Origin of the sequence: Laspinema olomoucense D3b, assembly GCF_025370785.1 — a bacterium.
GTDB classification, from domain to species: Bacteria; Cyanobacteriota; Cyanobacteriia; order Cyanobacteriales; family Laspinemataceae; genus Laspinema; species Laspinema olomoucense.
In genome coordinates, this window is the sequence record NZ_JAMXFA010000001.1 from 314,717 (window position 1) to 337,490 (window position 22,774).

General features: G+C 48.5%; 18 protein-coding genes. 8 read left to right on the forward strand and 10 right to left on the reverse strand.

All coding sequences use genetic code 11. The annotated features are described in order from the left end of the window. Positions 1-526: 526 nt before the first annotated feature. The 5 genes from NG792_RS01245 to NG792_RS01265 all read right to left on the reverse strand — a co-directional run bounded on the left by NG792_RS01245 (position 527) and on the right by NG792_RS01265 (position 8,450). Positions 527-2,992: a DUF5906 domain-containing protein gene (locus tag NG792_RS01245; RefSeq protein WP_261234215.1), complete on the reverse strand. Its 2,466-nt coding sequence runs from the start codon at positions 2,990-2,992 to the stop codon at positions 527-529. Positions 2,993-3,438: 446 nt separating this feature from the next. Beyond that, entirely contained in the window at positions 3,439-3,621 is a 183-nt protein-coding gene (locus tag NG792_RS01250) for a hypothetical protein (protein WP_261234216.1), read from the reverse strand. 568 nt (positions 3,622-4,189) lie between these two features. Next, a complete protein-coding gene (locus NG792_RS01255; protein ID WP_261234217.1) occupies positions 4,190-4,966 on the reverse strand; it encodes a LapA family protein in 777 nt (258 codons plus the stop codon). Positions 4,967-5,073: 107 nt separating this feature from the next. Then, the gene (locus tag NG792_RS01260) at positions 5,074-5,694 is read right to left on the reverse strand and encodes a flavin prenyltransferase UbiX (protein ID WP_261234229.1); all 621 of its coding nucleotides are present in this window, start codon (positions 5,692-5,694) and stop codon (positions 5,074-5,076) included. A gap of 350 nt (positions 5,695-6,044) precedes the next feature. Beyond that, positions 6,045-8,450, reverse strand: a complete 2,406-nt coding sequence (locus NG792_RS01265) for a ribonuclease R family protein (protein ID WP_261198882.1) — start codon at positions 8,448-8,450, stop codon at positions 6,045-6,047. Between the two features lie 50 nt (positions 8,451-8,500). Between NG792_RS01265 and NG792_RS01270 the strand changes: the two genes are divergently transcribed. Next, positions 8,501-8,815, forward strand: a complete 315-nt coding sequence (locus tag NG792_RS01270; RefSeq protein ID WP_261198881.1) for a hypothetical protein — start codon at positions 8,501-8,503, stop codon at positions 8,813-8,815. 592 nt (positions 8,816-9,407) lie between these two features. After that, a complete protein-coding gene (locus tag NG792_RS01275) occupies positions 9,408-10,253 on the forward strand; it encodes a slr1353 family protein (protein WP_261198880.1) in 846 nt (281 codons plus the stop codon). A 240-nt stretch (positions 10,254-10,493) separates the two neighbouring features. Here NG792_RS01275 and clpP read toward each other — a convergent pair whose 3' ends face one another. Both clpP and NG792_RS01285 read right to left on the reverse strand, forming a co-directional pair. Beyond that, positions 10,494-11,099, reverse strand: coding sequence for an ATP-dependent Clp endopeptidase proteolytic subunit ClpP (gene clpP, locus NG792_RS01280; protein WP_261198879.1), 606 nt, complete (start codon positions 11,097-11,099; stop codon positions 10,494-10,496). A 595-nt stretch (positions 11,100-11,694) separates the two neighbouring features. After that, a complete protein-coding gene (locus NG792_RS01285) occupies positions 11,695-11,871 on the reverse strand; it encodes a hypothetical protein (protein ID WP_261198878.1) in 177 nt (58 codons plus the stop codon). A 1,153-nt stretch (positions 11,872-13,024) separates the two neighbouring features. Between NG792_RS01285 and NG792_RS01290 the strand changes: the two genes are divergently transcribed. The 3 genes from NG792_RS01290 to NG792_RS01300 all read left to right on the forward strand — a co-directional run bounded on the left by NG792_RS01290 (position 13,025) and on the right by NG792_RS01300 (position 16,372). Continuing rightward, positions 13,025-14,293 (forward strand): M16 family metallopeptidase, encoded by a 1,269-nt coding sequence (locus NG792_RS01290; protein ID WP_261198877.1) that lies wholly within the window; start codon positions 13,025-13,027, stop codon positions 14,291-14,293. A 51-nt stretch (positions 14,294-14,344) separates the two neighbouring features. Continuing rightward, positions 14,345-15,661 (forward strand): M16 family metallopeptidase, encoded by a 1,317-nt coding sequence (locus tag NG792_RS01295; protein ID WP_261234218.1) that lies wholly within the window; start codon positions 14,345-14,347, stop codon positions 15,659-15,661. A 111-nt stretch (positions 15,662-15,772) separates the two neighbouring features. Beyond that, positions 15,773-16,372, forward strand: a complete 600-nt coding sequence (locus NG792_RS01300) for a peptidoglycan-binding domain-containing protein (protein WP_261234219.1) — start codon at positions 15,773-15,775, stop codon at positions 16,370-16,372. Between the two features lie 773 nt (positions 16,373-17,145). On the opposite strand, the gene NG792_RS01305 is transcribed toward NG792_RS01300, so the two are convergent. From NG792_RS01305 to NG792_RS01315, 3 genes are all read right to left on the reverse strand, one after another. Continuing rightward, the gene (locus tag NG792_RS01305; RefSeq protein ID WP_261234220.1) at positions 17,146-18,354 is read right to left on the reverse strand and encodes an aspartate aminotransferase; all 1,209 of its coding nucleotides are present in this window, start codon (positions 18,352-18,354) and stop codon (positions 17,146-17,148) included. Positions 18,355-18,517: 163 nt separating this feature from the next. Then, positions 18,518-19,729, reverse strand: coding sequence for an iron-containing alcohol dehydrogenase family protein (locus tag NG792_RS01310; protein WP_261234221.1), 1,212 nt, complete (start codon positions 19,727-19,729; stop codon positions 18,518-18,520). Positions 19,730-19,891: 162 nt separating this feature from the next. After that, entirely contained in the window at positions 19,892-20,026 is a 135-nt protein-coding gene (locus NG792_RS01315; RefSeq protein WP_261234222.1) for a hypothetical protein, read from the reverse strand. Positions 20,027-20,040: 14 nt separating this feature from the next. Between NG792_RS01315 and NG792_RS01320 the strand changes: the two genes are divergently transcribed. The 3 genes from NG792_RS01320 (at position 20,041) to NG792_RS01325 (ending at position 22,744) form a co-directional block, all read left to right on the forward strand. Next, positions 20,041-20,223, forward strand: a complete 183-nt coding sequence (locus NG792_RS01320) for a hypothetical protein (RefSeq protein WP_261198872.1) — start codon at positions 20,041-20,043, stop codon at positions 20,221-20,223. A 231-nt stretch (positions 20,224-20,454) separates the two neighbouring features. Continuing rightward, entirely contained in the window at positions 20,455-20,688 is a 234-nt protein-coding gene (locus NG792_RS29060) for an HNH endonuclease (protein WP_353961699.1), read from the forward strand. Continuing rightward, positions 20,657-22,744, forward strand: a complete 2,088-nt coding sequence (locus NG792_RS01325) for a DEAD/DEAH box helicase (protein WP_353961698.1) — start codon at positions 20,657-20,659, stop codon at positions 22,742-22,744. Before NG792_RS29060 ends, NG792_RS01325 begins: the two co-directional genes overlap by 32 nt. Positions 22,745-22,774 lie beyond the last annotated feature (30 nt).

The following is a 22,774-nucleotide window of genomic DNA, read 5'->3' on the forward strand; positions in this document are numbered from 1 at the left end:
TGGTAGAGAATTATTGTCCCCTTATCGAGGCATTTCACTAAACCTCCCTTTCACTCGATTTAAACTGTATAGCATACCCTACAAGGAAACCCTAAAGACTAACAATCCCACCAATGTTGCCACAGGTGGGATTGTCTCTTAATCTATATTTTTTAAAAAGACCAGGGGTCTATGTTATGAGCACCAGAATCTCGGTGCGGTTTCTTATGTTTTTAATGTATCTGAATTTTTTAGAAGATTTATCCCTCTACCGATAGAACCTGCCTCTGTTCCCGGGGATAACCTGTGGTGGTTCAAATTTGGGTCTGGTCCTGGTCCCACTCGGACCCTATTTGTCATCCATTGCCGCGATCGCCACAATAATCCATGCAACAATTCCTGCCAACTCGGGCTTAATCTCGGATACCATCGACCTCTAGGGACCTTTAATATTAGAAACCGCTATAAATAGACCTGAAAATCGGGTCTCTCCCTCCAGTTGTGATTGAGTCAGAAACCCGACTTTAATGCAAAATTCTCCCTAAAATTAAGGATTATGCCACTTTAAACCCGTCAAAAATGTGCCTTGTTCATCCCCGCCTTTTTTCGCTTTTGGAAACATAGACAGGAGACGAACCGGGACCTGATTTAGGGTTTTGCAATGCCGATCGCTGGCAGAGGGTAAGTCATACCACAGCAGTTTCTCCCGAGCGCGATCGCTGACTTCTACCTGTAAAATCCCCGTATCCTGATACCATTGCCGCAACTTTTGCCAAATCTCTTGGACATAAACCCGAGAATCTGGGTCCTCCACTAACCCCGAATCCTTGACAAATTGCCACAAATGTTCCGAAGCGCATTGGATTTGGGTCATCGCTTCTTGGGTAGGACTATAGTCAATCCCATCACGCATCAACCGTTGTAACGCCTCCAAGAGGCGGTTCAAATAAGCAGGCAGCACTTTGGATTTTAAAAACTCCGGGTCATATTTGAATCGGGGATCCGCTGGCAATTCCCCGCGTCGGGGGTTGGGGTTGACGGCAAAAGTTTTAGTAAACGGCAACACCGCATAGCGACTGCGAATTGCTTCCATGACTCCCGCTAGTTCCGGGATATCGTTCCAATTAAAGATAAACACCGCATTAATCGCCGTTTCATAATCATCTTTGCCTTTGCGTTCAATCACAAAGGACCGATCGCCGGTAATGGCAATTTTCAAGCATTGCAGGCGGTCCAGGGCCTCAGCATTGCGATTTTCTGAGGGCCAATTCACCCGGGACCCTTCCAATCGGGCAACGGGAAACAACCGTCCGCGATCGGCTTGTTCAAAGGCTTCCACGGAAACCGAGGTCAATCCCTGATAGCCATACAGCATTGCTGTGACTTCCCGCAAACTATCCTTCCCATTGTTGCCATCCCCTTTGGCAAGTAATGCTTTAACCATTCGTCCTTTTAACCGGCGGACCGATTCTAAATCCAGGGATGCCGCAATGGTTTTTAGGAAAATATCCCGATATTGGGGTTCCAGACATTCCAGGAGACGATCGCAATCCGTCGGATCCGCCTCCGGGTCATACGTCACCAAAGGTTGATACAGATAAAAATGCTGGCGGGGGTCATGGGGGACCAGTTTCCAGGAGGGCTGGCCCTTGCGAGTAAACGAGAGTTGGAGAACCCCATTGGTGCAATTGAGTCCTGGGGGATTCACCCGTCCCGGGGCGATCGCAAACATCAATTTCACCCATTCCAGGGCTTTCTTCACACTGCTGGAACTGGCGTAAGGATAGCGAATCTGCCCTTTAACATCAATGGGAAAGGAATTGCAAAATTGCGTAATCCGATAAAGTTCTACGGCATTCGGGGAGGCTTCGTAGTAGGTCCCCTGCCATGCATAGAGGGTATTGTTGACGCAAATCCACGGGCGATCGCCATAAAGGAACTTGACAATCGCCTGGTTAAACTCCACCACCGGAAAAAAGCTATCGTAACTCTCCGTTTCCAGAGTCTGGGAGTTCCGCTGAGTCCCTTGGCGAATCACTCCCTCTAACCGTTGAATCAAATCTGAGGGAATTGCCGAATTTTCCAGCATTTCCCGAATATCGCCCTTTTCCGGCAACTCGGGATCAATCTGCGTCGGGTCCAATTCCAAACAGGGAACGCCCACTTTCGCTGCTGCTGCCGCCACCTTCGCCGCCTTTTTCCGCCCAGTTTCATCGCGATCGGGGAGGACGGCGATCGTTGCCTTCTCATTGGCATGACGCAAGCGAATCAAAAAACTCTCGATTTCCACATCCGTCCAGGCGCTACCTTGAAACGTCACCGCAGCTAACCCCAAAGTTCGGGCAATTTCCACACAGCCTTCCCCTTCCAGCAATAACAACACGGGAAACCCTTCCACAACACGGGCGCTGGCTGCTAATGCCTCCGTTTCCCGATAGGCTTTCCAGGGGTCATTGCCTTTACTCCAAATCGGCAATCCATCCTCATTCAGGTGACATTGGCGAAAGGTTTTTTTATGACCTTTGCGCTGTTTGGGGTCCAGCCATTCAAACCGATACACCACCTGAGTCTCGCTGTAGTGGTAACGGATTTCCACCGCATGATTCGGGACCCCTTTCGGCTGAAAGGAGAGTTTTTGGGATTTAGGCGGGATACCGGGTTGGCGCAACCTTGCTAAAACCGGCTGTCCCTCGGGGAAGAGGGCGGGTTTAAAGGATTTTTGGGCGGTTTTTTGCCGGGTTGATCCCGGGGAAATACTTGTGGGGCGATCGCCCAAGGTGGCGCGAATGTCTTTACATTCGCACCCATTCCAGCATTGATAAGCCCCGCTTTGGGGATCAACCGTTAGATTATTTCCCTGACAGACTGGGCAAATATAGCGATTTTTCTTTCCAGCCACGGGTTCTAAGGTTTCTACCCAGTTGAGCATATTAAATGGACTCCCACTGGCAACTTTGACAGATGCAGACAGGAATTCAGCGCTGATGCTGGCATCACGGGTAGAATTGAACACGATGGGCTCCTTAACTGAGGGTTTACAAGATACCAGGGCGTTCCACGCCTAAACTGGGATTTTCAGGGAATGGTCAAATTGAATCAATAGGGCGATCGCCCGTCTTACCCAGACTGGCAATAGCGAACTGTCTTACGGGTAAATACGGGGGGATTCCCTCCCAACGCGCCCTTATCGTTTAGGGTCTGGCATGGGGACTCATGGATCATCGGGGACCGTTTCCAGCCCCTTTGTCTTACAGGTTCTGCGTCGAATGCTCTAGAATTGCATAATCGCAATCGAACATAAGATAATTGCAAAGATTACAAAGGGGTCTCTCCTGATCGGTTCTCCAGTACCACGGGAAAAAATAATACCACTTTTGTCCGAGTCTCCACCATAAAAATAAGATAAAGTCTCGGTCCTTTTTCCTAGCCAAATTAAGGCCCTCTCGGGACCCTCTTCCTTCACGGTCCGCACTCTGCAATCCCCATCCCTGGGACTCCCCAGGCATCGATCAGTAATCCGGAATCTGCAATGCGATCGCCTTCTCCCGGGGGTCCTTCTCTGCGGTATCTCCACCCCAGCGATCGGGCTTTCATCTCACTTTCATCCGCAGCAAGTTTGCTGATAGTGATTTGCCTTCCCATTCAGTTCCCCTCCGGTCCCCTCCCCTTGCCAAGGTAGGTCTGTTTCATTCTCAAGGCCAAATTGATTTTTGTGTTGTCGCTAACCTTTGTCTGGCGGGGGATACAGACTGCTTTTCCTAGTTGCGAGCCTCAAAAGTAGGAAATAAGGTCGAAAACCCTTGGTCTGTAACGCTTACGGTATCGGGGAAATTTTAGAATGAAACAGCCCTACCCCTCAGAAGGAGGGTATTTACCACCCCGCCCCTTCGGGGCACCCCTCCAGAGGAGGGGAATTTACCACCCCGCCCCTTCGGGGCACCCCTCCAGAGGAGGGGAATTTTGGGGCATATTCCCCTCCCTTGGAGGGGTGCCCCAAAGGGGCGGGGTGGTTAGTTTAAACTTAAGAAATCAGGCCGAAAACTCTTGTTCCGTAAAGCTTACGGGGTAAGGAAAATTTTAGAATGAAACAGCCCTACCCTTGGCCAGGGGAGGGTTAGGGTGGGGTCCCTCTGTGAACAGGAAAGCGCGATCGCCCTATTTTGCCAAAGGGATGGGACCGCTGAAGTCGTTACGACAAACAGTTAAATGCTTACCAGTCTTCACTGCGACGGCGGTTGGTGGTCCAATCATCATTGGAACTGGGACGGATGGGGGGTTCGGGTGTTGGCAATTCTTCCCGAGTCGGTTCTGCGATCGCCTCTGCTGGTTTTTCCTCCGGTGATTTTTCCCCTGGAGGGGGTGGGGTAACAATTCGGTAGTCTGCATCGTAGGGGGAATTACTTTTGTCACCACCGGACTCTCGATTCTGATCATAACTATAGGAATAGCTGGATCCCACCCAAGACTCGGTAACGGGTTCCCGGACCACTTCATAATTGTAGCCCTCCCCGGATTGAGTAAAGGATTGGGGGTTGGGTTCATCCATGAAGTCCTCATCCTCATCAATCCAGTTTTCTTCTTCCAATTCTCTGGAGTTGCCAACGGGGATGCGACTGCCCGGTTCTCCGCTTCGGTTAAACTGATTCGGGACATCATCCTGGATCACCGTGGCGTTATTGCGCGATAAGGGGGGTTCCGTGCGATTTCCCCGAGGCGGTGGGGGTGGGACGGGTTCCAGAGGACGCTGGGATCTGCGGGGTCTGCGATCGCGGCTCTCCCAATAATGATAGAGTCCGAATAGAATGGCGATCGCCCAAGCTGTCACAACACCCGAGGCGATCGCTGCTAAAATCCAGGCAGACAGGGGCAGCGCAATCGACCTCATGCCTAAAAACACCAAGGACAGGGATGGCGACGTATTTTGCAGAGCAAAAATTGTCAATCCCCCCAAGACAACCAACAGCAGTACATTCCGAAATTCACGCATATTTTATTTTCTAATTCATTCATCCCTGCCAGGGATTTCCACAGTTTCCCCGCTTCCTACGGACTTATTTTAGCATCGGAGATTCGTCTTTGGGCCTCTTTCCTGCTTCAATCATGTCCTTCCCAACGCCGAATCGGTACGCAGTCAATGTCAAATTGATCCAATGCCCGGGCGATGGTAAAATCAACTAAATCCTCAATAGTTTGGGGTTTGTGATACCAAGCGGGAATCGCTGGGACAATTCTTGCACCGGCTTCGGCCAAGGTCGTTAAATTCCGCAAATGAATCAAACTAAATGGCGTTTCCCGAGGGACAATCACCAGTTTTCGGCCTTCTTTGAGTTGCACATCTGCCGCCCGTTCTAATAAGCTTGAACTCAATCCCGTGGCTATTTTGGCAACCGTACTCATACTGCAAGGAATAACCAACATTCCCAAGGTCCGGAAGGAACCGCTGGCGATGTTTGCACCGACATCTTGCCAGGGATGACAAGTTAGTTTACCTTCGGTGACACTTCCGGCGCGATCACGCCAAAATATCTCTTGTTGTGCCGGTTCGGCAGGCATTCTAACATTCTCTTCGGCTTGCCAAACCATATAAGTTGATTTGGAAGCCACCAGTTCAATGCGATAGTCTGCCTCTAACAAAAATTTAACCGTTCGCACGGCATAAATTAACCCGGATGCGCCCGATATGCCGAGGATTAAAGGCCGGTTTTTATCGTTGATAATATTCTCCTTCTTGGATTAATTAAGTAAAGGTTTAATGATTAAATCAGTTAAGGCCGAATTTTAGAATAAAATTGACTAGATATTATCCTATCATCCCCAGCAAAGTTTGTAAATAGACCGGGAGGTGGGTTCGCAAATCCTTTCAGTAAAATACCTGAAAAGCTCATTTTGCATCCAATTATCGATTTTTCAGTCAGCCTCCCGAGGCCCACTGCGTCCACATATTTTATCCGTTAGGGTATTAAAAACTTAAAAAATTAAGCCCGCGCTCACGCGGGCTTTATCCAGTGTCTGGCCGAGTTTTTTGTGTCGGACCCAGTGGTAATCATTAGAAGATTCAAGGGAGATTAAATATCTTCCTCGTAATCATAGTAATTCCGCTCGCGCTCCCGATATTCGGTATATTCTTCGCCACTAGCTTCACTGCCGCCACCGACTGCTACAAGGTCGATTTGTTGACGATAGTAATCCACACTTTTAACTTGAACTTCGACGATATCGCCTAAGCTGTATTGCTTACGATTTTTCCGTCCGACGAGAGTTTGCAGGCGAGAACGATACTCGTACCAGTCATCTTTGAGGGATGAAACATGGACGAGTCCTTCGAGACGCAGGGGAATTCCTTCGGGTCCTTCGACTTCGATTTCCACAAAGAATCCGTAGGATTGAACGCCGGTGATTAATCCGCTGAAGGTTTCGCCAGTGCGTGCCTTCATCAGTCCGGCTTTTTTAAGTCCTTGGAGGTCCGCTTCTGCTTCTTGGGTGAGCTTTTCGCGATCGCTCAAGTGACCGACGATGGTGGCAAAATGACTCTCAAATTCGCTGTGAGTCGTCGGAGGCAGAACGTTCCAAGAAATTTCGCCGTGACTATGACTGCTGTGCAGATCGACGTATTCTTTAGATCGAGCCGATTTGCGATCGCGTCCTTCTTCAAACACAGTTTTTAACAAGCGTTGTACCAACAGGTCGGCATACCGCTGCACCGGGGAACAAAAGTGAGTATAACCTGTATTTAAGGCTAGACCAAAGTGAGAGCCAGGAGTTGTGCTATAGCTCGCGGGTTTTAAGGTATCTTCCAGCAAATAAGTGAGAACGCGCTCGCACTGAGAGGCCGCAAAGACCTCGGTAAAGTCCTGGAAGTCAATAGGAGTAACTTCCTCCGGGTCATCGAGCAGGACTTCTACTCCCATATTACTGGCGAGTTTGATCAGCTCATCGACTTGCTCCAGGTCGGGAGCAGCTTGCACGCGGTAAATTCCAGGAACTCCCAATTGCTGTAAGTGAGTGGCCACCAGTTGGTTAGCCAGAATCGTAAATTCACACAACATCCCTTGGGCGGTAATGTGAGAGGAAAGGGAAATCGCGCCCTCTGCACCTTCATCGTTGTAAACCGAGGGACAAATCCCATATTGATTCGGCGGCAGATTGAGGTCAAATCCCCCACGAGAGCGCCGCCAGTTTTGCATCGTATAGCTCAATTGGAACATTTTTTCCAAGGCTTGAGCGATCGCAGGCGGTAAGGGTTCAGGCTCTTCCAGGGATTTTTGACGTTCGCGAAACTCTAACCACCAGGCAGGGATGATTTCCGGATCAAGATGTTTTTCTTGCAATTTATCCAGAATCGGTTGTGCTTGGCGATCGCTCACTTGATAATCAACCTTGATGACACTAGGCTTAATTTCAAAATCCACCACCCCATCATCATCTAAAATGACCAACACCGAGACCGCGAGGCGGTCTTCCCCGGTGAGTAAAGAGCAGGAATCCAAAGCCAACTGTTCGGGAATAATCGGCAATACCATATCCCCCAGATGTGCCGAGACCGATCGCCTGCGGGCTTCGCGATCCAAAGCCGTATCTGGCTTGACATAGTGGGCCACATCTGATACGTGAATGGACAGACGCCACTCGCCACTTTTGAGGGTTTCCAGAGTAAACGCTTGTTCCACCGTGGGAATGGAACTGCGAAGTCTGGATGCAGGCATCAAAGCAATGGTTTGGAGACCTCTGAGGTCTAAGCGCCCTTTAATCTCAGCCTTTCGCAGGGGTTTGGGTAAATCGGCGATCGCATCGAGAACGACTTGGGGGAAAGCGCGAGGCAAGTCATGCTTACAGCAAACAATATCCAGATCATTTGCATCTTCTGCATCGGATCCGAGGATTTGTGCGACACGCCCGAGGGGGGGATTGCTGCCGAGAGCATAACGCAACACTTCGACATGAACCAGATGTTCGACCGCATCGGCGAGGGAAACCCCATTTTGTTTGAGGTCGAGTTCAAATAACAAGCGATCGTCTAAAGGAACTGCTAAATAGCGATTCCCTGTTTGCTTGACTCTCGCGAGTACGGACGGGTTTGCGCGTTCTAGGATTAACTTCACCTCGCCTTCAGGAGAACGGCGACGAGAGCCTTCTTTAATGATATTCACCAACACGCGATCGCCATTCCAGGCATTACTCAAGTGGCATTCGCGGATGTAAATATCCTCCGTCCCCTCCGTATCCTGAATCGCAAAGCAAAACCCCTTGCTAGAGCAGCGCAGTTTCGCTTCTACGAGACTTTCTTCCCAAACCCGCCGATATCGACCTTTTTCCTTGACAAGCACGCCGATTTTTTCCAACGCATCGAGCGCGATTTGTAAGTAGCGCGTGCTTTTTTCATCCTGACACCCCAGTTTCTTCTCCAAGATCTTGGGAGCGACCGATTTATCATCGGTAAAATTTGCCAGTAGTGTAGCGATTGAAAAGTCCATTCAGAGATCGATCCTTCTTTTATCCATTCGGTTCTCTTTCCAGGCATCAAATGTCTGGTGTTGCTGCTTGTTCTCAATCCAGCCGAGCCTCAAAGGTGACGCAAATGACGAATATCCCCTTATTGGACTCGTTTGACTTCAGACAAGCTATAGTGATGCCAACTTTCAAGCCAAAACAGTTGCATCGCGTCAATCCCCTGTCAGTTTTCAACGGAGGTCGTTATCGTATCATACTCCCCGATCGACCCATCCGAATCAGAAACTTACAGACTCGGAAAGCGACGCCCATCGTGCGACTTTTTCAGCATCTGAGTCAAGTTCCCCAGCAATTCAAGCCAACATTTGGCGAATGTTGGGGTCACTGACGGACTCCTTCCACAGGAAAACAGGAGGGTTGACCCACGCGAAATGCATTTGAAGGCGATCGCGCTTACATCCCTAAAGACAATGAAGACCACAGACCAGATGTGCTGCCAGACTCGCCGGTGATTCATTAACCCAATCTATCCCAGGGATACTAGCCAAAGCGAAGGGGCGGTTGTTCGGTGTTGAACCCCCTCAAACTGGCTTGCCATGCTTGGGGATTGAATAGAGTTAGGATCTAAAGACACTGGAAAACTCTAAGGAGTTGCTGCCGTATCTGTTAGATATCCCACTCATAAAAACGAGCTGTTGCTTGTTCTAGCGGCATGGTTTCTGGCTTTTCTCCCTAGGGAATTGATATTTGCCGCTCTTCGCAGCTCTCAGGCGATCAATCGCGAGGGCTTTACTCAAAGGCGGCGGTTTTTATCCTAGGGTCTTTCACAACTGACCTGTTTTCTGGCATTGTAGCATTGAATGGCATTAAATTTCCCCGAAGCCAATTTCCCTCATTAAAATGTCAAGTATCCCCTTAAAATTCCCCGGACTGAATCTGCTCCCTTAAAATGTTAAGTATTGATACTACCCTCACCCATCATGTTGATTGAATTTCGCTCTCGCTATCCAACCGCCAGCTTAATTTCTGAATTACTCACCCTTCATCAAGGACTCTATGTGGTGCGGACCTTGGTACAAATGGATGGGGTGACTCTCGCGACGGGGATGGCGGCTGAACCGACGATCGAACAAGCGGAAGATCGCGCCCGAGTTCGGGCGATCGCCGTTTTAGGTACATCGGTCTCTCTGGCTGAGGCTACCCCGTCGCGCAACGTATCAGAGTCGCCGTTAACTGCACCGGCCTCGGCTCCTGCTTTTAATACGCTACATTTGGGACAAGGCAAAACCCGTGCTAGGCCCACTTCAACCCCCATGAGTTCCCCCGGGTTCCCTGAATCTAAACTCTCGACCCCCCCGGAAACAGCCCCAGCATTCCCAGAGATTGAAAAGTCGGGGCCGACTCCGGATCAATGGCTATCGGGCGGGGGATATTCGGAGAGTCATTCGACCCCGAGCGAATTCGCACCCCAGAGTTTACCGGAAACCTCCGGCTTTCCAGACAGTCCCACCCGGGCCGATGTTGATCCGTTTTCTGAGTATAAATCCCCGGATGAACACAAATCCGGTCTGCCGAGTGATTATGGTGTGCCGAACTCCAGTTCCCCAGCTTCCCCAGAGACCCACCCTAACGTCACTCAATCCGGTTCAGTCGATTTATCTGATGCGATCGCCCAAACCACCATCGAGATCAAACGCCTAGGTTGGACCAACGACCAAGGGCGCAACCATCTTAAACAAACCTATGGAGTACCCTCCCGTTCTCTGCTCTCGGAAGACCAATTACTGGACTTCTTAACGTATCTCAAACACCAGCCTAGCCCTTGAGAGGGATTTTCACCCCCAGATTTGAGGAGTTAGAGGGGAAAACGGGGACTTTTTCCCACTTTAACTCTAAAATTTTTGTCGAATTACATCGGTTCACCCACTAGATAGACCGATACCCCAACTCTCCAAAGCCGCCCTTTTGCTCCCGCCCTGATTTGGGTGGGAGCAAAAAAATCAATGTTAGGTTCAAGGAGTAGTCAGAGGTATAAAAGTCTGTTCACCCGGGAACCCAAGCGAGATTTAACTCACTGCTACCGGACGGTTAGCAGAAGGACGGCGATCAATAACCAGATCGATGAGCCCGTAGTCTACAGACTCTTGGGCAGACATGAAAAAGTCCCGTTCCGTATCTTGTTCAATCCGCTCAAGGGGTTGACCTGTATGCTCCGAGAGCAAAGTATTCAGGCGTTTTTTGTGGTACAGAATTTCTTTGGCTTGGATTTCAATATCCGTCGCCTGCCCTTGAGCGCCCCCGAGGGGTTGGTGAATCATGATTCGAGAATGGGGTAAGCTCATCCGCTTGCCTTTGGCACCGGCACTTAATAAGAAAGCACCCATGCTGGCGGCTAACCCCAGGCAAATGGTAGAAACATCGGGGCGGATGTGGTTCATGGTATCGAAAATTCCCATGCCTGCAGTCACCGATCCGCCGGGGGAGTTGATATAGAGGTAGATATCTTTTTCGGCGTCTTCAGCTTCTAGGAACAGCAACTGGGCAACAATCAGGTTCGCTAGGTCTGCGTCCACCTGTTGTCCCAAAAAGACGATGCGATCGCGCAGGAGGCGGGAGTAGATATCAAAGGCGCGTTCACCACGCCCAGATTGTTCGATTACGGTAGGGATCATCTAGCTTGCCTGTTTACGTTACGTTTCTTAAATTTTACCTAAATCAGCAAGCATCCTCCCAGGTTATCGGGATGTTTCTCCTCTCGACCCTGGTTTCAAGCCCTCGGGTCAAGGGTTCTAAGGACTTAAGTTGATGTATTGAGCACCGGCGGTAGTCCTTACAGAGCCTTGACCTAAATATGGAAAATTGGGCAAACCGTTCGGTTAGCCCTCCTGTCTCTATTTGAGCAGTTCACGCTCATTCTACGGATTAATTATCTGGTTCCAACGAGCACCACACTCCGACCGGATAGTACCTTTATCAGGTACGGTTTTCTCTCTGTGGCCGATCGCCTTCCATCAGGTTTAATGGCGATCGCTCCATGAACAGGATCAGCTTTCAAGCGCTGTCCTGAGTTCTGTCATGAGGAATGGGAATGACTGGAAAAATTGTAGGATGCACCCTGGAATGAATTGCTCAGTTGCGCTGACGGATGAGCGCGAACCCCTTAGACTATAGGGACTTTTGGCTTGGAACTTACGTCGGTTCAAGTCTGTGTCGATCTTAACCTGGGAATGATCAGCGCGCTCGTTAATGGGGCGATCGGTTGGGTTCTTATCGTCCACTTCCCCGATGATCCGGTTCGGTTCCACGAGGGACATCAGCGCTGGCAATTTGGGCATTTGCATCGGATTTATTTTCTTTTGAAGTAAGATATTCGCTGCCTGAAAAATTCGCATTCATCCCTAATAAAAGCAGGCCAGATAACACTAAGCATTTGTAGATGCTCATAGATAAATTCCTTTTTTGACGGTTATTTATCTCTACGGAATCTCTACAAAACATCCGGCTATTTTTTTAAACTATTTAGGGTGAAACTCTCTCGTAGCTAAAGCTCTAAGATCCGGAACATTTCTAAATTAAATTCGTCTGATTTCGGTATTATTCAATTCTTCTAGCTCTGATTTAGTCCCAATCCGCTGGGCTTCTAATCGCGCCACCCAAAGTCTGGAAAGAGCCAGACGGAAGTACCTCAGTTCCCCATCGGGGTATAGAAATATTCCTCGGGGGATTAAAAAATAAAGTGACCGCCACCCCATCCAATGGCAGTCACTTCTAAGGTAAGTTCTCTCCCTACACCCAACCCCCATAGCTGATTTTCAGTCCCCGAGTTTCTTAATAGTAATAAAAATTTTTAACTTTCCAATATTATTAAAGCCACAATTTCCCCCGAGTGGGTTTAATAATATTGAATAGAGTTCTTGCTTTCATTCCGGATTGAGCCGCCTTTCCCCCGGGGAGATCGCCGTACAGTCGATGGCGTTTTTAAGGGGGAGGCCAGAGGAATAAATGTTTAATAGACCTCTTGCAAAATTCTTTGAAGCCCCTCTTATTAAGGGAGAGAAAGGGGGATCAATCCTTTTTTTTGCAAGAGGTCTAATGACTGGGGCGCTGAAGAGATTTATGCAAGAAGTCTCATATCTAAATCAAATCTGGGTTCTGCACAATGTGAGATACTTCAATAATAAATTAATGAACTAACCTAAGCCAAGGCGATCGCTCTAGGAACAGTGTAGGATTAAAAATAAGGGTTTGGTCCTCGGATCCTTCGAGTTCCAGTCTGTAGAAATTCGGGAAATTCCGCACCCCAACCGATGTAACGCTGCTACTAAACAACACAGACTGAAAATTTTTCCATCCGGATAAAAATTAGGCAAGGGATGAGAATCCAACCCATAATAATCAAGCTGTGGGCAACTAAGCCGGGACCCCTAGGCTTTTCGGTGAGGCCCCTCTACGGAGAAAATGGTCGAGAATGTTGCCGGTTCTCTATTGCTTTTCCCCCGTTGCGGAGAAAGTCTGTATCAATTCATGCAGCATAGTGTCAAATGAAGCGTTAGCATGAGATAATTTATCACCAAATTCAGGTTTGAGATTAGAAAGTTTGTCTGCACTGCTCAAGAAATCGGAGTTTCCCGGGAATATCGTAAGGCTGGCGAATGGATTAACCGTGATTCACCAACATATCAGCGCTACACCCGTCGTTGTAGTTGATGTGTGGGTTAAAGCAGGTGCAATCCGCGAACCTGACACCTGGTCAGGAATGGCTCATTTCCTGGAACACATGATTTTCAAAGGAACCCTAAACCAGCCGCCGGGTGCTTTTGACTGTCTGATTGAAAATCGGGGTGGGATGACCAATGCCGCCACGAGTCATGACTATGCTCACTTTTTTATTACCGTTGCCGCACCCTATTTAAAAGAAAGTCTGCCTGCCTTGGCGGATCTGTTGCTGCACCCGGCGATCCCCGATGATGAGTTTCTGCGGGAACGGGACGTGGTACTGGAAGAAATTCGCCAATCGGTGGATAATCCTGATTGGCTGGGGTTCCAAGCGATGATGGAGACGATTTATCACCAGCATCCTTATCGACGCCCAGTATTTGGCGAGGCAGAGATTTTGATGGAGCGATCGCCCGAAGAAATGCGAATGTTCCATCGCTGCTACTACCAACCGGAAAATATGACGGTGGCGATCGTCGGCAACGTCACCTTAGCCGAAACCCTCGACTTAGTACAGGACTCCTTCAACAGCTTTCCCACCCCCCTGGAGTGGGAGGACTTCAAACAAGAAGCAGAACCCCCCATGACGGAAATTCGGCGTCGGGAACTGTTCTTACCGCGTCTGGAAGTGGCGAGGTTGACCCTTGCCTGGACCGGACCCGGGGTCGAACAGTTGCAGGATGCGTACGGTTTAGACTTACTGGCGGTGGTCCTGGCAGAGGGGCGAAATTCCCGTTTAGTCCGAGAATTGCGGGAGATCCGGGGACTGGTTCACGGCATTGGTAGCGATTTTTCCCTCCAACGGGATTCCAGCTTGTTTACAATAGGGGCATGGCTCGATCCAAAACACTTGGAACTGGTAGAAAATGTGATTCTTGATCGCATTGAGGAGTTACAGGCTCAACCCATTAATGGGGCGGAACTGGCCCGCGCTCAACGCCTGCTCTGTAATGATTATGCCTTTTCGACGGAAACCCCGTCTCAACTGGCTGGGTTGTATGGTTACTATCAAACCATTGCCGAAGCCCCGGCAGCCGTGGCCTATCCGGATTGCATTCAATCCTATAATGCGGCAGACTTGCAGCGGGTAGCTAATAACTATTTATGCCCCAAATATTACGCAGTCACAGAACTCAAACCTCTAGACTGAGTTAAACCCCAGACGAATCGACCTCAGACGAATACAAGGAACCTAATTTTCGTGACACAGAACGTGACGCAATCGCTACAGAAGACAATCCATCGCACGGTTTTGAAGAATGGCATGGTGGTGATTGCCGTGGAAAATCCCGCCGCTGATATCATTGCTGCCCGGATTTTTATCAATGCCGGGAGTTCTTGGGAGTCCCCAACTCAGGCGGGATTGTCACATCTGCTGTCGGCGGTGTTGACGAAGGGGACCGAACGGCGATCGTCCCTAGAAATTGCGGAACTGGTGGAGTCCGTGGGGGCCACCCTGAGCACCGATACGACGCCGGATTATTTTTTGCTGAGTTTGAAGACAGTTTCGGGGGATTTTCCGGAGTTGTTGCGTCTGTCTTCTGAACTGTTGCGATCGCCCACTTTTCCCGAGTCTGAGGTGGAACTAGAACGCCGTCTGACCCTGCAAGGAATTCGCTCTCAGCAGGAACAACCGTTTACCATTGGCTATGACCAAATGCGGCGAGCGATGTACCCCGATCACCCCTACGCTAGTTCGGTTCTGGGAACGGAAGCCACTGTATCTCAGTTGACTCGGGAAGATTTACAAACCTATCATCAGACCTATTTTCGCCCCGATCGCATCGTGATTAGTCTGACGGGTCGAATTGCTCCAGATGAAGCAACGGCGTTGGTTGAATCCGTATTTGGAGATTGGCAGGCCCCTTCGGTTTCGGTCCCACCGTTGGAATTACCCCGGTTAAAACCCAATCCCCGCTTTCTCAGTTCCATCCAGGATACTCAACAGTCGATCGTGATGGCGGGGTATCTGGGTGCTTCGGTCCTTGGAAATGACCCCTTGAATCCCAACCCCAGGGATTATGCCATCCTCAAGTTACTCAATACCTATTTAGGAAATGGGTTATCCAGTCGGTTATTTGTGGAACTCCGGGAAAAACGGGGTTTAGCCTATGATGTTTCGGCATTCTACCCGACTCGTCTACGGGAAGCTGCGTTTGTGGTTTATATGGGGACTGCTCATGAAAATACAGCGATCGCCCTTAAATGCCTACAAACTGAAGTGGAGCGTCTGAGCACGACCACCCTACTGGATGAAGAGTTACAATCGGCCAAAAATAAGCTCCTCGGTCAATATGCTCTAGGCAAGCAAACCAACGCTCAAATCGCTCAAGTCTTTGGCTGGTATGAAATTTTGGGTCTAGGCATCGATTTTGATACGCGCTTCACCGAAGAGGTGGCCGGAATTTCCCCAGCGGAGGCCCAGGAAGCAGCCAGTCGCTATCTGACTCAAGCTTACGTCTCTCTGGTTGGACCCTCCGAGGCGATCGCCCCTTTATGTGAATCCGTTGCCTATTAATGCCACAGAACGGAGGCAAAATTTTAGGAAAGGCACTAAAACCCGTCATCATTTTCCCCGGATCACCGGCTAAAATCAGCACTAAATTAGTCGAGTAGGAGGTTAGAGACATTGACAAAGGTCGTATTTAATCCAATGGGCTGGATCCGGTCCAAAGCTAACCTGATGGTATGCAGTTTATCTCTGGTTTTGATGTCGTTGCCGATCGCGGCGATCGCCCAGCAGACCCCTTTTGTGCAGCGATCGACATTGCAACTTGGAACCCAAGGTCAACAAGTCACTGAACTGCAAGCGGTCCTTAAACTGATGGGATATTACAATGGACCTGTGGATGGCATTTATAGCGAAGGCACAGTAAGAGGCGTTTCCGCCTTTCAGCAGGCAGCCGGATTAACCCCCGATGGAATAGTCGGAGACGGAACCTGGAATCGCCTATTTCCGCCCTCCCCTGGCGCACTTTCCTCCGGTGTTGTTAATCCCGCGTCCGTGCCCTTTATTCAATCCTCCCGTCCCATCCTGCGACAAGGCATGGAAAGTGATTGGGTAGCGCAACTCCAACAGCGCCTCAATCAAATGGGCTTTTTTGAAGGCTCCCCCACGGGAGTCTTCGGCCCGCGAACCGAGGCATCTGTCCGAGCATTGCAAAGCCGCTACAATTTAGAACCCGATGGCATTGTCGGCCCTTCCACTTGGGCCATTCTGTTTCCTTAAGGGTATTCCAACAAATAAATCATCCATATCCGATGCGATCGCACCTAACAAGACACTCTTAGCCCGCGCAGGCGGGCTTCGTCCGTGTAGCCTCCGGGCTTGACGCTGTGGGGCTTTTTGGCGGTTTTATTTGTTGGAGTTCCCTAATTCCCCATCTGTTGCCCTCGCCGGGGTCCGGCGAGGACTTTCAGAAGGCTGCTTATTCAAGTAATAATGCTTATAAAAAACCGGATTTTTGGCGAATTGCTAACAAATGTAACAGAAAAGATTGCAGGAAGTAAATCTCTGTAAAGTTTATTAAACAAAGGGTTGCATCTCAAAAATTTGTGTTAGTTTATAAATATGACGCGAGCAGGAAATAAAACTTCAACGCCAAACCAGTTTTTGAGATTAGAGCTCTGCGTCATCCCGCTCTAATCTGCCCGTAGTGAAGCAGCGGCGAGCATCCCAGCAAAAAGGTGGTGCTTCTGTCTAAGAAAAGTTAGAACTAGAAGCCAAAACTTTGAGTCTGGTATAGACTAAGTGGATGCCAACACCAAAAATTTACTGCGTGTTGTTTGTAAACCTTAGTAATTGTTAACCCCACCGTACATCAAGCTGAAAATTAATCTCGTCAATTTACAGATTAAAAGGGTCTAGTCGCCGCCGACTGGACCCTTTTAGTTTTGGCATTTGTCATTTATCCTTGGTCATTGGTTGTTGGTCATTTGTCGTTGGTCATTTGTCGTTGGTCGTTGGTGATGACCCATGACCAATAACAAATGACCCCGAGATTAACTACCTGTAACTAAAGCTGGCATTTCTCCACAAATCCCTGCTTGTTTGAGGCGATCGAGGGCAACACCGAGGCGATCGCACTCCTGAATTAAACTAATCCGCACATACCCTTCACCACCGGATCCAAAGGCATTCCCTGGCGTTAACACCACCCCAGTTTTATTCAATACCGACTCGATAAACTCTTCGGAACTATCACCAAAGGGACATTTCGCCCAAACATAGAACGTCGCTTCCGGATTCTTCACACTCCATCCCAGTTCGCGCAACCCTTGCACCAAGAAATCGCGCCGCGCCCGATACCGCGCCTGCACTTCATGGATATAAACATCAGGCAAATGTAGCGCCGCTGCTGCTGCTGCTTGGACTACAGCAAACATCCCATAATCCATATTTGTTTTTAACCGGCGTAAATTCTTAATGACGCTAGAATTGCCTACGGCAAAACCTACCCGCCATCCTGCCATATTGTAGGTTTTAGAAAGGGTATGGAACTCGACTCCAATCTCTTTCGCACCGGGAATTTCTAGCAAGCTCGTCGGATGATAGCCATCGTAGGCTAATTCTGCGTAGCACATATCATGCACCAGCAAAATTTCATGACGACGAGCAAAAGCAACTACTTCCTCAAAAAATTCCCGAGGTGCGGTGGCAGTGGTGGGGTTGTTGGGATAGTTGAAGTAGAGAATTTTAGCCCGTTTTGCCACCTCGTCGGGAATTGTCGCCAGATCAATCAACCAGTCGTTTTTCTCGGAAAGAACGATTTCATGAATTTCCCCTCCAGCAATTAAGGGACCCCGGAAATGAGCGGGGTAACCGGGACTCGGGACTAAAATCAAGTCCCCGGGATTGACATAAGCGAGGGCAAAGTGAGTTAAACCTTCTTTGGAACCGAGAACCGGCAACGCTTCAGTTTCGGGATCTAGGGAGACATCGTAGCGACGGTTGTACCATTCACAGATGGCTTGACGAAAGCTATCGGTGCCGCCAACAGGAGGATAGCCGTGGGTTTTGGTATCTTGCAAGGCGGCGATCGCGGTTTCCACCACAGCAACGGGGGTGGGCCCATCCGGGTTGCCCATGCCTAAGTCGATTAAGTCAATTCCTTGCGATCGCGCCCCGGCTTTCAGTTCGTCAAGGCGCGCAAAGACATAAGCCGGAAGTTGCTGCAAACGTTGAGCCGGTTGGATCCAATCTAAAGTCATGGGCGTTGTGCGCGGAAAAACCGCGATCTCCTTTTGTTGCAAAAAAAACTACAAGTAGACATTTAATCGCCAAAAGGTCACGAGGGATACAGAATTTAAAAAATAAACCGTCTATCCCGATGGACCTAGGTTGAGGCTGAGCACTTCTCCCCACTCAATCCAGTTAGGCAGTGGCTGCGTCAAGGACCTCTGAGGTTTCTTTTACGACTCCCCCCTGATCTACCCCGGAACGCCGAGACTCAACGGGTGCGGTTGTGGAAACCATTGCTGCCATCAGTTGTTCGGGTACGACGGTAAAGGGTAGCCGATGAATATCAGAATTCGGTGCACAAGCAATTTCAGCGGCATGGTACAGTTCCCCCAAAGTGACCGTTTCTAAGCCTAAATCCATTAAGTTTTGGGGTAGCCCAATCTCGGAATAGAACTTTAAGAGTTGCTGCCTTGCACTGGCGGCTAATTGGTTCCCTTGGAGCATTTCTTCCAGGCGCAGTTGCACCAAAATACCATAGGCGACTTTCTCCCCATGCAGGGTATCATGAGCGGCTAACAGGTGGGTTAAGCCATTATGCACCGCATGAGCGGCAACGGTGCGGCATTGAGCGCCCCCGAGTCCCCCAATGACTCCGGCGAGTAACACCGTAGCATCCACAACTTCCTGCCAAACTTCTCCTCCGGGACTGGCGAGTGCCTGGGCGGATTTTTGGAACAATAGGTCCCGCAACACCCGGGCTTGTTGGACGGCGGCGATAATTAGGGTTTGTTCGGAATGTCCGCTACTGACTGAGGCTTCATACCATTTGGCGATCGCATCCCCAATTCCAGCAACTAACGTGCGTTGTGGCGCAGTTTGAATCAAGTCATAATCGAGAATCAGGACATCAGGACATTTGGGAAGGGGGACATCGTAGAGAAAGGCACCCTGATCGGAATAGATATTCGATAAGGCAGTCCAAGCGGCACAGGTAGCAGCAGAGGTGGGAATGGTGATAATGGGCAATCCACAGCGATAGGCTAGTAGTTTGGCTGCATCGAGGGATTTACCGCCCCCAGTTCCGATAATCAGATCCGCTTGATGGGTGGCAACGGCTTCTTGCAGTCGGGTGAGACTGGCTTCGCTACAGTCGGGACTATAGGAAGCAGAGGCGATCGCTAGTTGATATTGGGCAATGGCGGGTTGTAACCGTTCCGTCAGCAGTTGATTAGAGTTCTCGCCCCCCACAATTAAGGGACGATGCCCGTATCGGGCGATCACAGCGCCGGATTGTTCCAAACAGCCCTTTGAGCGAATCACTTGGGCGGGTGCAATACTGAGCATTGGCAGCACAGCAACAGGATTCGAGTTCGGCGTTGAGGAAGCAAAATTCTGATGGGGCATACAGATCTAGAGAAGTTTTGCTGAGGTTTAGCTGGGGTGAGTGGGATGAGTATTTATAACTCTACTGTATTCGGGGATTCCCGATTGTGGCGGGGATTTTATCTAAATTTCGGGATTGCGCCCTGACTCTCCCACTGGCGCTCGACCCTGGATATTTTGATTTTAAGTGGTTTCCCCATCAACCTGCACTCCCGGTTGAGTCATTGTCAGGGAAACTTGTGCTTTAACCAATAACTTTGCCAAAAAAGGGAGGGCTAAGGTAGTCCACTTGTTGTTTACCACAATTAGATAAGACATTTACATTTTTTTTCTTGATTCGCGAAGACCAAAAACAAGCGGCGCGATCGCAGGTGGAGGCGAAGTTAATCGAGGGTTTGGAGAGTGGCCAACCCATTGAAGTAACTGATGAGTGGTGGGAACGAAAGGGCAGTGCCATTCGGTATGATGTTGTAATGGGGTTGGTTAGTAGCTCCTTCCTTACTTTTCTGACTTAAAAGGTAAGCGTAGAAACCCACATTTTCATAAGTATTTTTACTTAAAACAAGATATCACAGGTTGTTAATAGGACACCTTTTGGCGCTGCTACACACTCCGGCGAAAGTTATGTTGATTTATGTGCATCTACCTATGAGTGTGCTAAACAGATTTATGATATAGTAAACTGGATCCCAAACATGGAGGGAAAAGGAGAGGTCAAAATGGCAACTCGTCGTCAATTCTCTCCAATGCAAAAGTTAATCATACTGCAACGTGCTGGATATCGTTGTGAAATATGTGGGGTTCCTCTAACCCCTGATAATTTCCATGCCGATCATAAAATTCCATTCTCGCGCGGAGGCAAGACAGCTATTTATAATGGTCAAGCTCTCTGCTGTGGGTGCAACCTCTCTGCTGTGGGTGCAACCTCAAAAAAGGAGCTCGCCAATAATGACCGGATCCTCATACTTCTCCCAACATAGCTCTATAGTTATTAAGAGCCTGGTTGAGGATAAGACCAAACTGTACCCTCATCAAAAGGAAGGCTTGTTAAAAATCCTTGACATGGGAGTTAAGGGTGAGTTGTTACCAGAGCGTCGTCGGGGTGATGGTGGAGCAGCTTTTCTGCTAGTAGGGGTAGGATGCGGAAAAACAGTGATTCTGCAAGCCACTCCATACTTGCTTGGATCCCACGTTCGTGGCCGACAAGTCATCTTCTTATCCGATAACTGTACGCTTCGGCAACGGGTGATGGACGACTTTCCCACAAAGAAAGCGGGAAAACAATATTTCCCAGATCAAGGTAAATGGCCGTTGTATAAGTATGGCTTATTAAATCCAGGCACTCCGCCTCCACAAATTGCGGAATTGAAACCCGAAATTAATACTTACAAGTTCTCTATAGATAAAGCAGACATTTTAGTGGTAAATCGACAATTTTTGATTAACCTAGTCAAGAATGTAGCTATAGATCCACAAAAAGTGGGGTTAATAGTGGTTGATGAAGCTCATCATAGTGCAGCTGCCACGTATAGAGCAATTTTCAATTATTTTAATCAGGCCAGTCTTGTATTTTTAACAGGAACTCGACATAGAGGTGATGGTGAACCCCTACCATTCGTTAAATATGAAATAGTAGAAGAGGAAGAAGAGAATGGCCGTATAGTTACAAAACGTGCCCCAAGACCCAACTTTGAGTTTACGATTCAAGATGCCTGGAAGCTCGACCCACCCATTATCAAAAAAATTGCTTTTTCTCCTGCTAGATCGGAAGGGTTTAAAGTCGAAGAGGATGGCGAAGAACGGGAATATACTGCCCAAGATTTTTTTATCAAGGCAGAAACTGATCGGCAATGGTTTAGGCAATGTATTCTCGCCAATTCATTCTGTGAGCCAGTTTTAGATAGGGCTGTTGAAGTTTTAGAGCTTAAGCGTCAGGAAAAGCGACCTCATCGAATGATTATTAGGGCGCTGAATATTCCTCATGCAGAACGCCTGCATAAGCTATGTCAAAATTATGACTTGTTAAAAGGGAGAGTGGGATTAATTCATTCTCAAATGGATGAGTATGACTCAGAGGGTAGACCCAGTGATGTGTTAGAGAAATTCTACAAGGATGAATACATTGCTTTAATTCACGTTTCAATGGTAGGGGAAGGCTTTAATGAACCTTATGCTTCTGTATCGGTTCCTCTGTGCGTTATGCGCTCAATCCAGAAAGCGGAACAGGAATTTGGTCGCATTATCCGGAAAGTAGAGGGTGGGATACCAGAAAACGATGCTGATTTTAAGGCAGAGAATCTAGCAGTTGTTGTCACCCATGAAGCTTTGGGCATCGCTGAACTGTTTGAAAAATTTAAAGCGGGTGAAGAAGCGACTGCGATTGAAGATGACCTAGAGGAAGAACAAGCGGAGTTTGGTCGAAGCCGATTCTTGACAGACGATTATCACGCAGGCCATAACTTACTACACATTAATAGCACAGATCGTCTAGAAAAAGGCGACCAACTGACAGTCAAGAAGTATGATAGTGAAGGCAAAGAGAAGAGATATTACTTTTCTGTAGAAGAGATTATCGGTGAAGGAACTCTTCAAGTTGCTCCTGTAGAAGAGAACATACCCAAAGACAGTCTGGCTCGAAAATCAAGCAATATTGAAAATAGTTCTACCCAATTTAAAGGTCATGTTGGTCTGGAATGGTATTTATTTATAGATGGTGAGTATGTAACCCTTACTGATTACTGTAAAAAAGAAGCAGTCCGGCGAAAAGGTTTTAAAATTGATGAAAATGGAGAGATTGCTCGTCTTGATGGCAAGAAAATCAAGGATTTTGGGCCAGAACTTTATCAGCTTGCTTTAGAAGGAATAGCACGAGAAGCAGAAAAGATAGAGATCCCCTACACTAAGCTAGTGTCTTGCAGGCCCGACCGAGAAAAAGAAGATCTGCAAAAATCTTATCTAAAAAAAATAAATAAAGCTATTAATGGCTTTTTAAGCAGTCATGCAAAATTAATTGCATATTTACCAAGTTTAATGTAAAATATGCAATATTAGGCATTAAAACGCAGA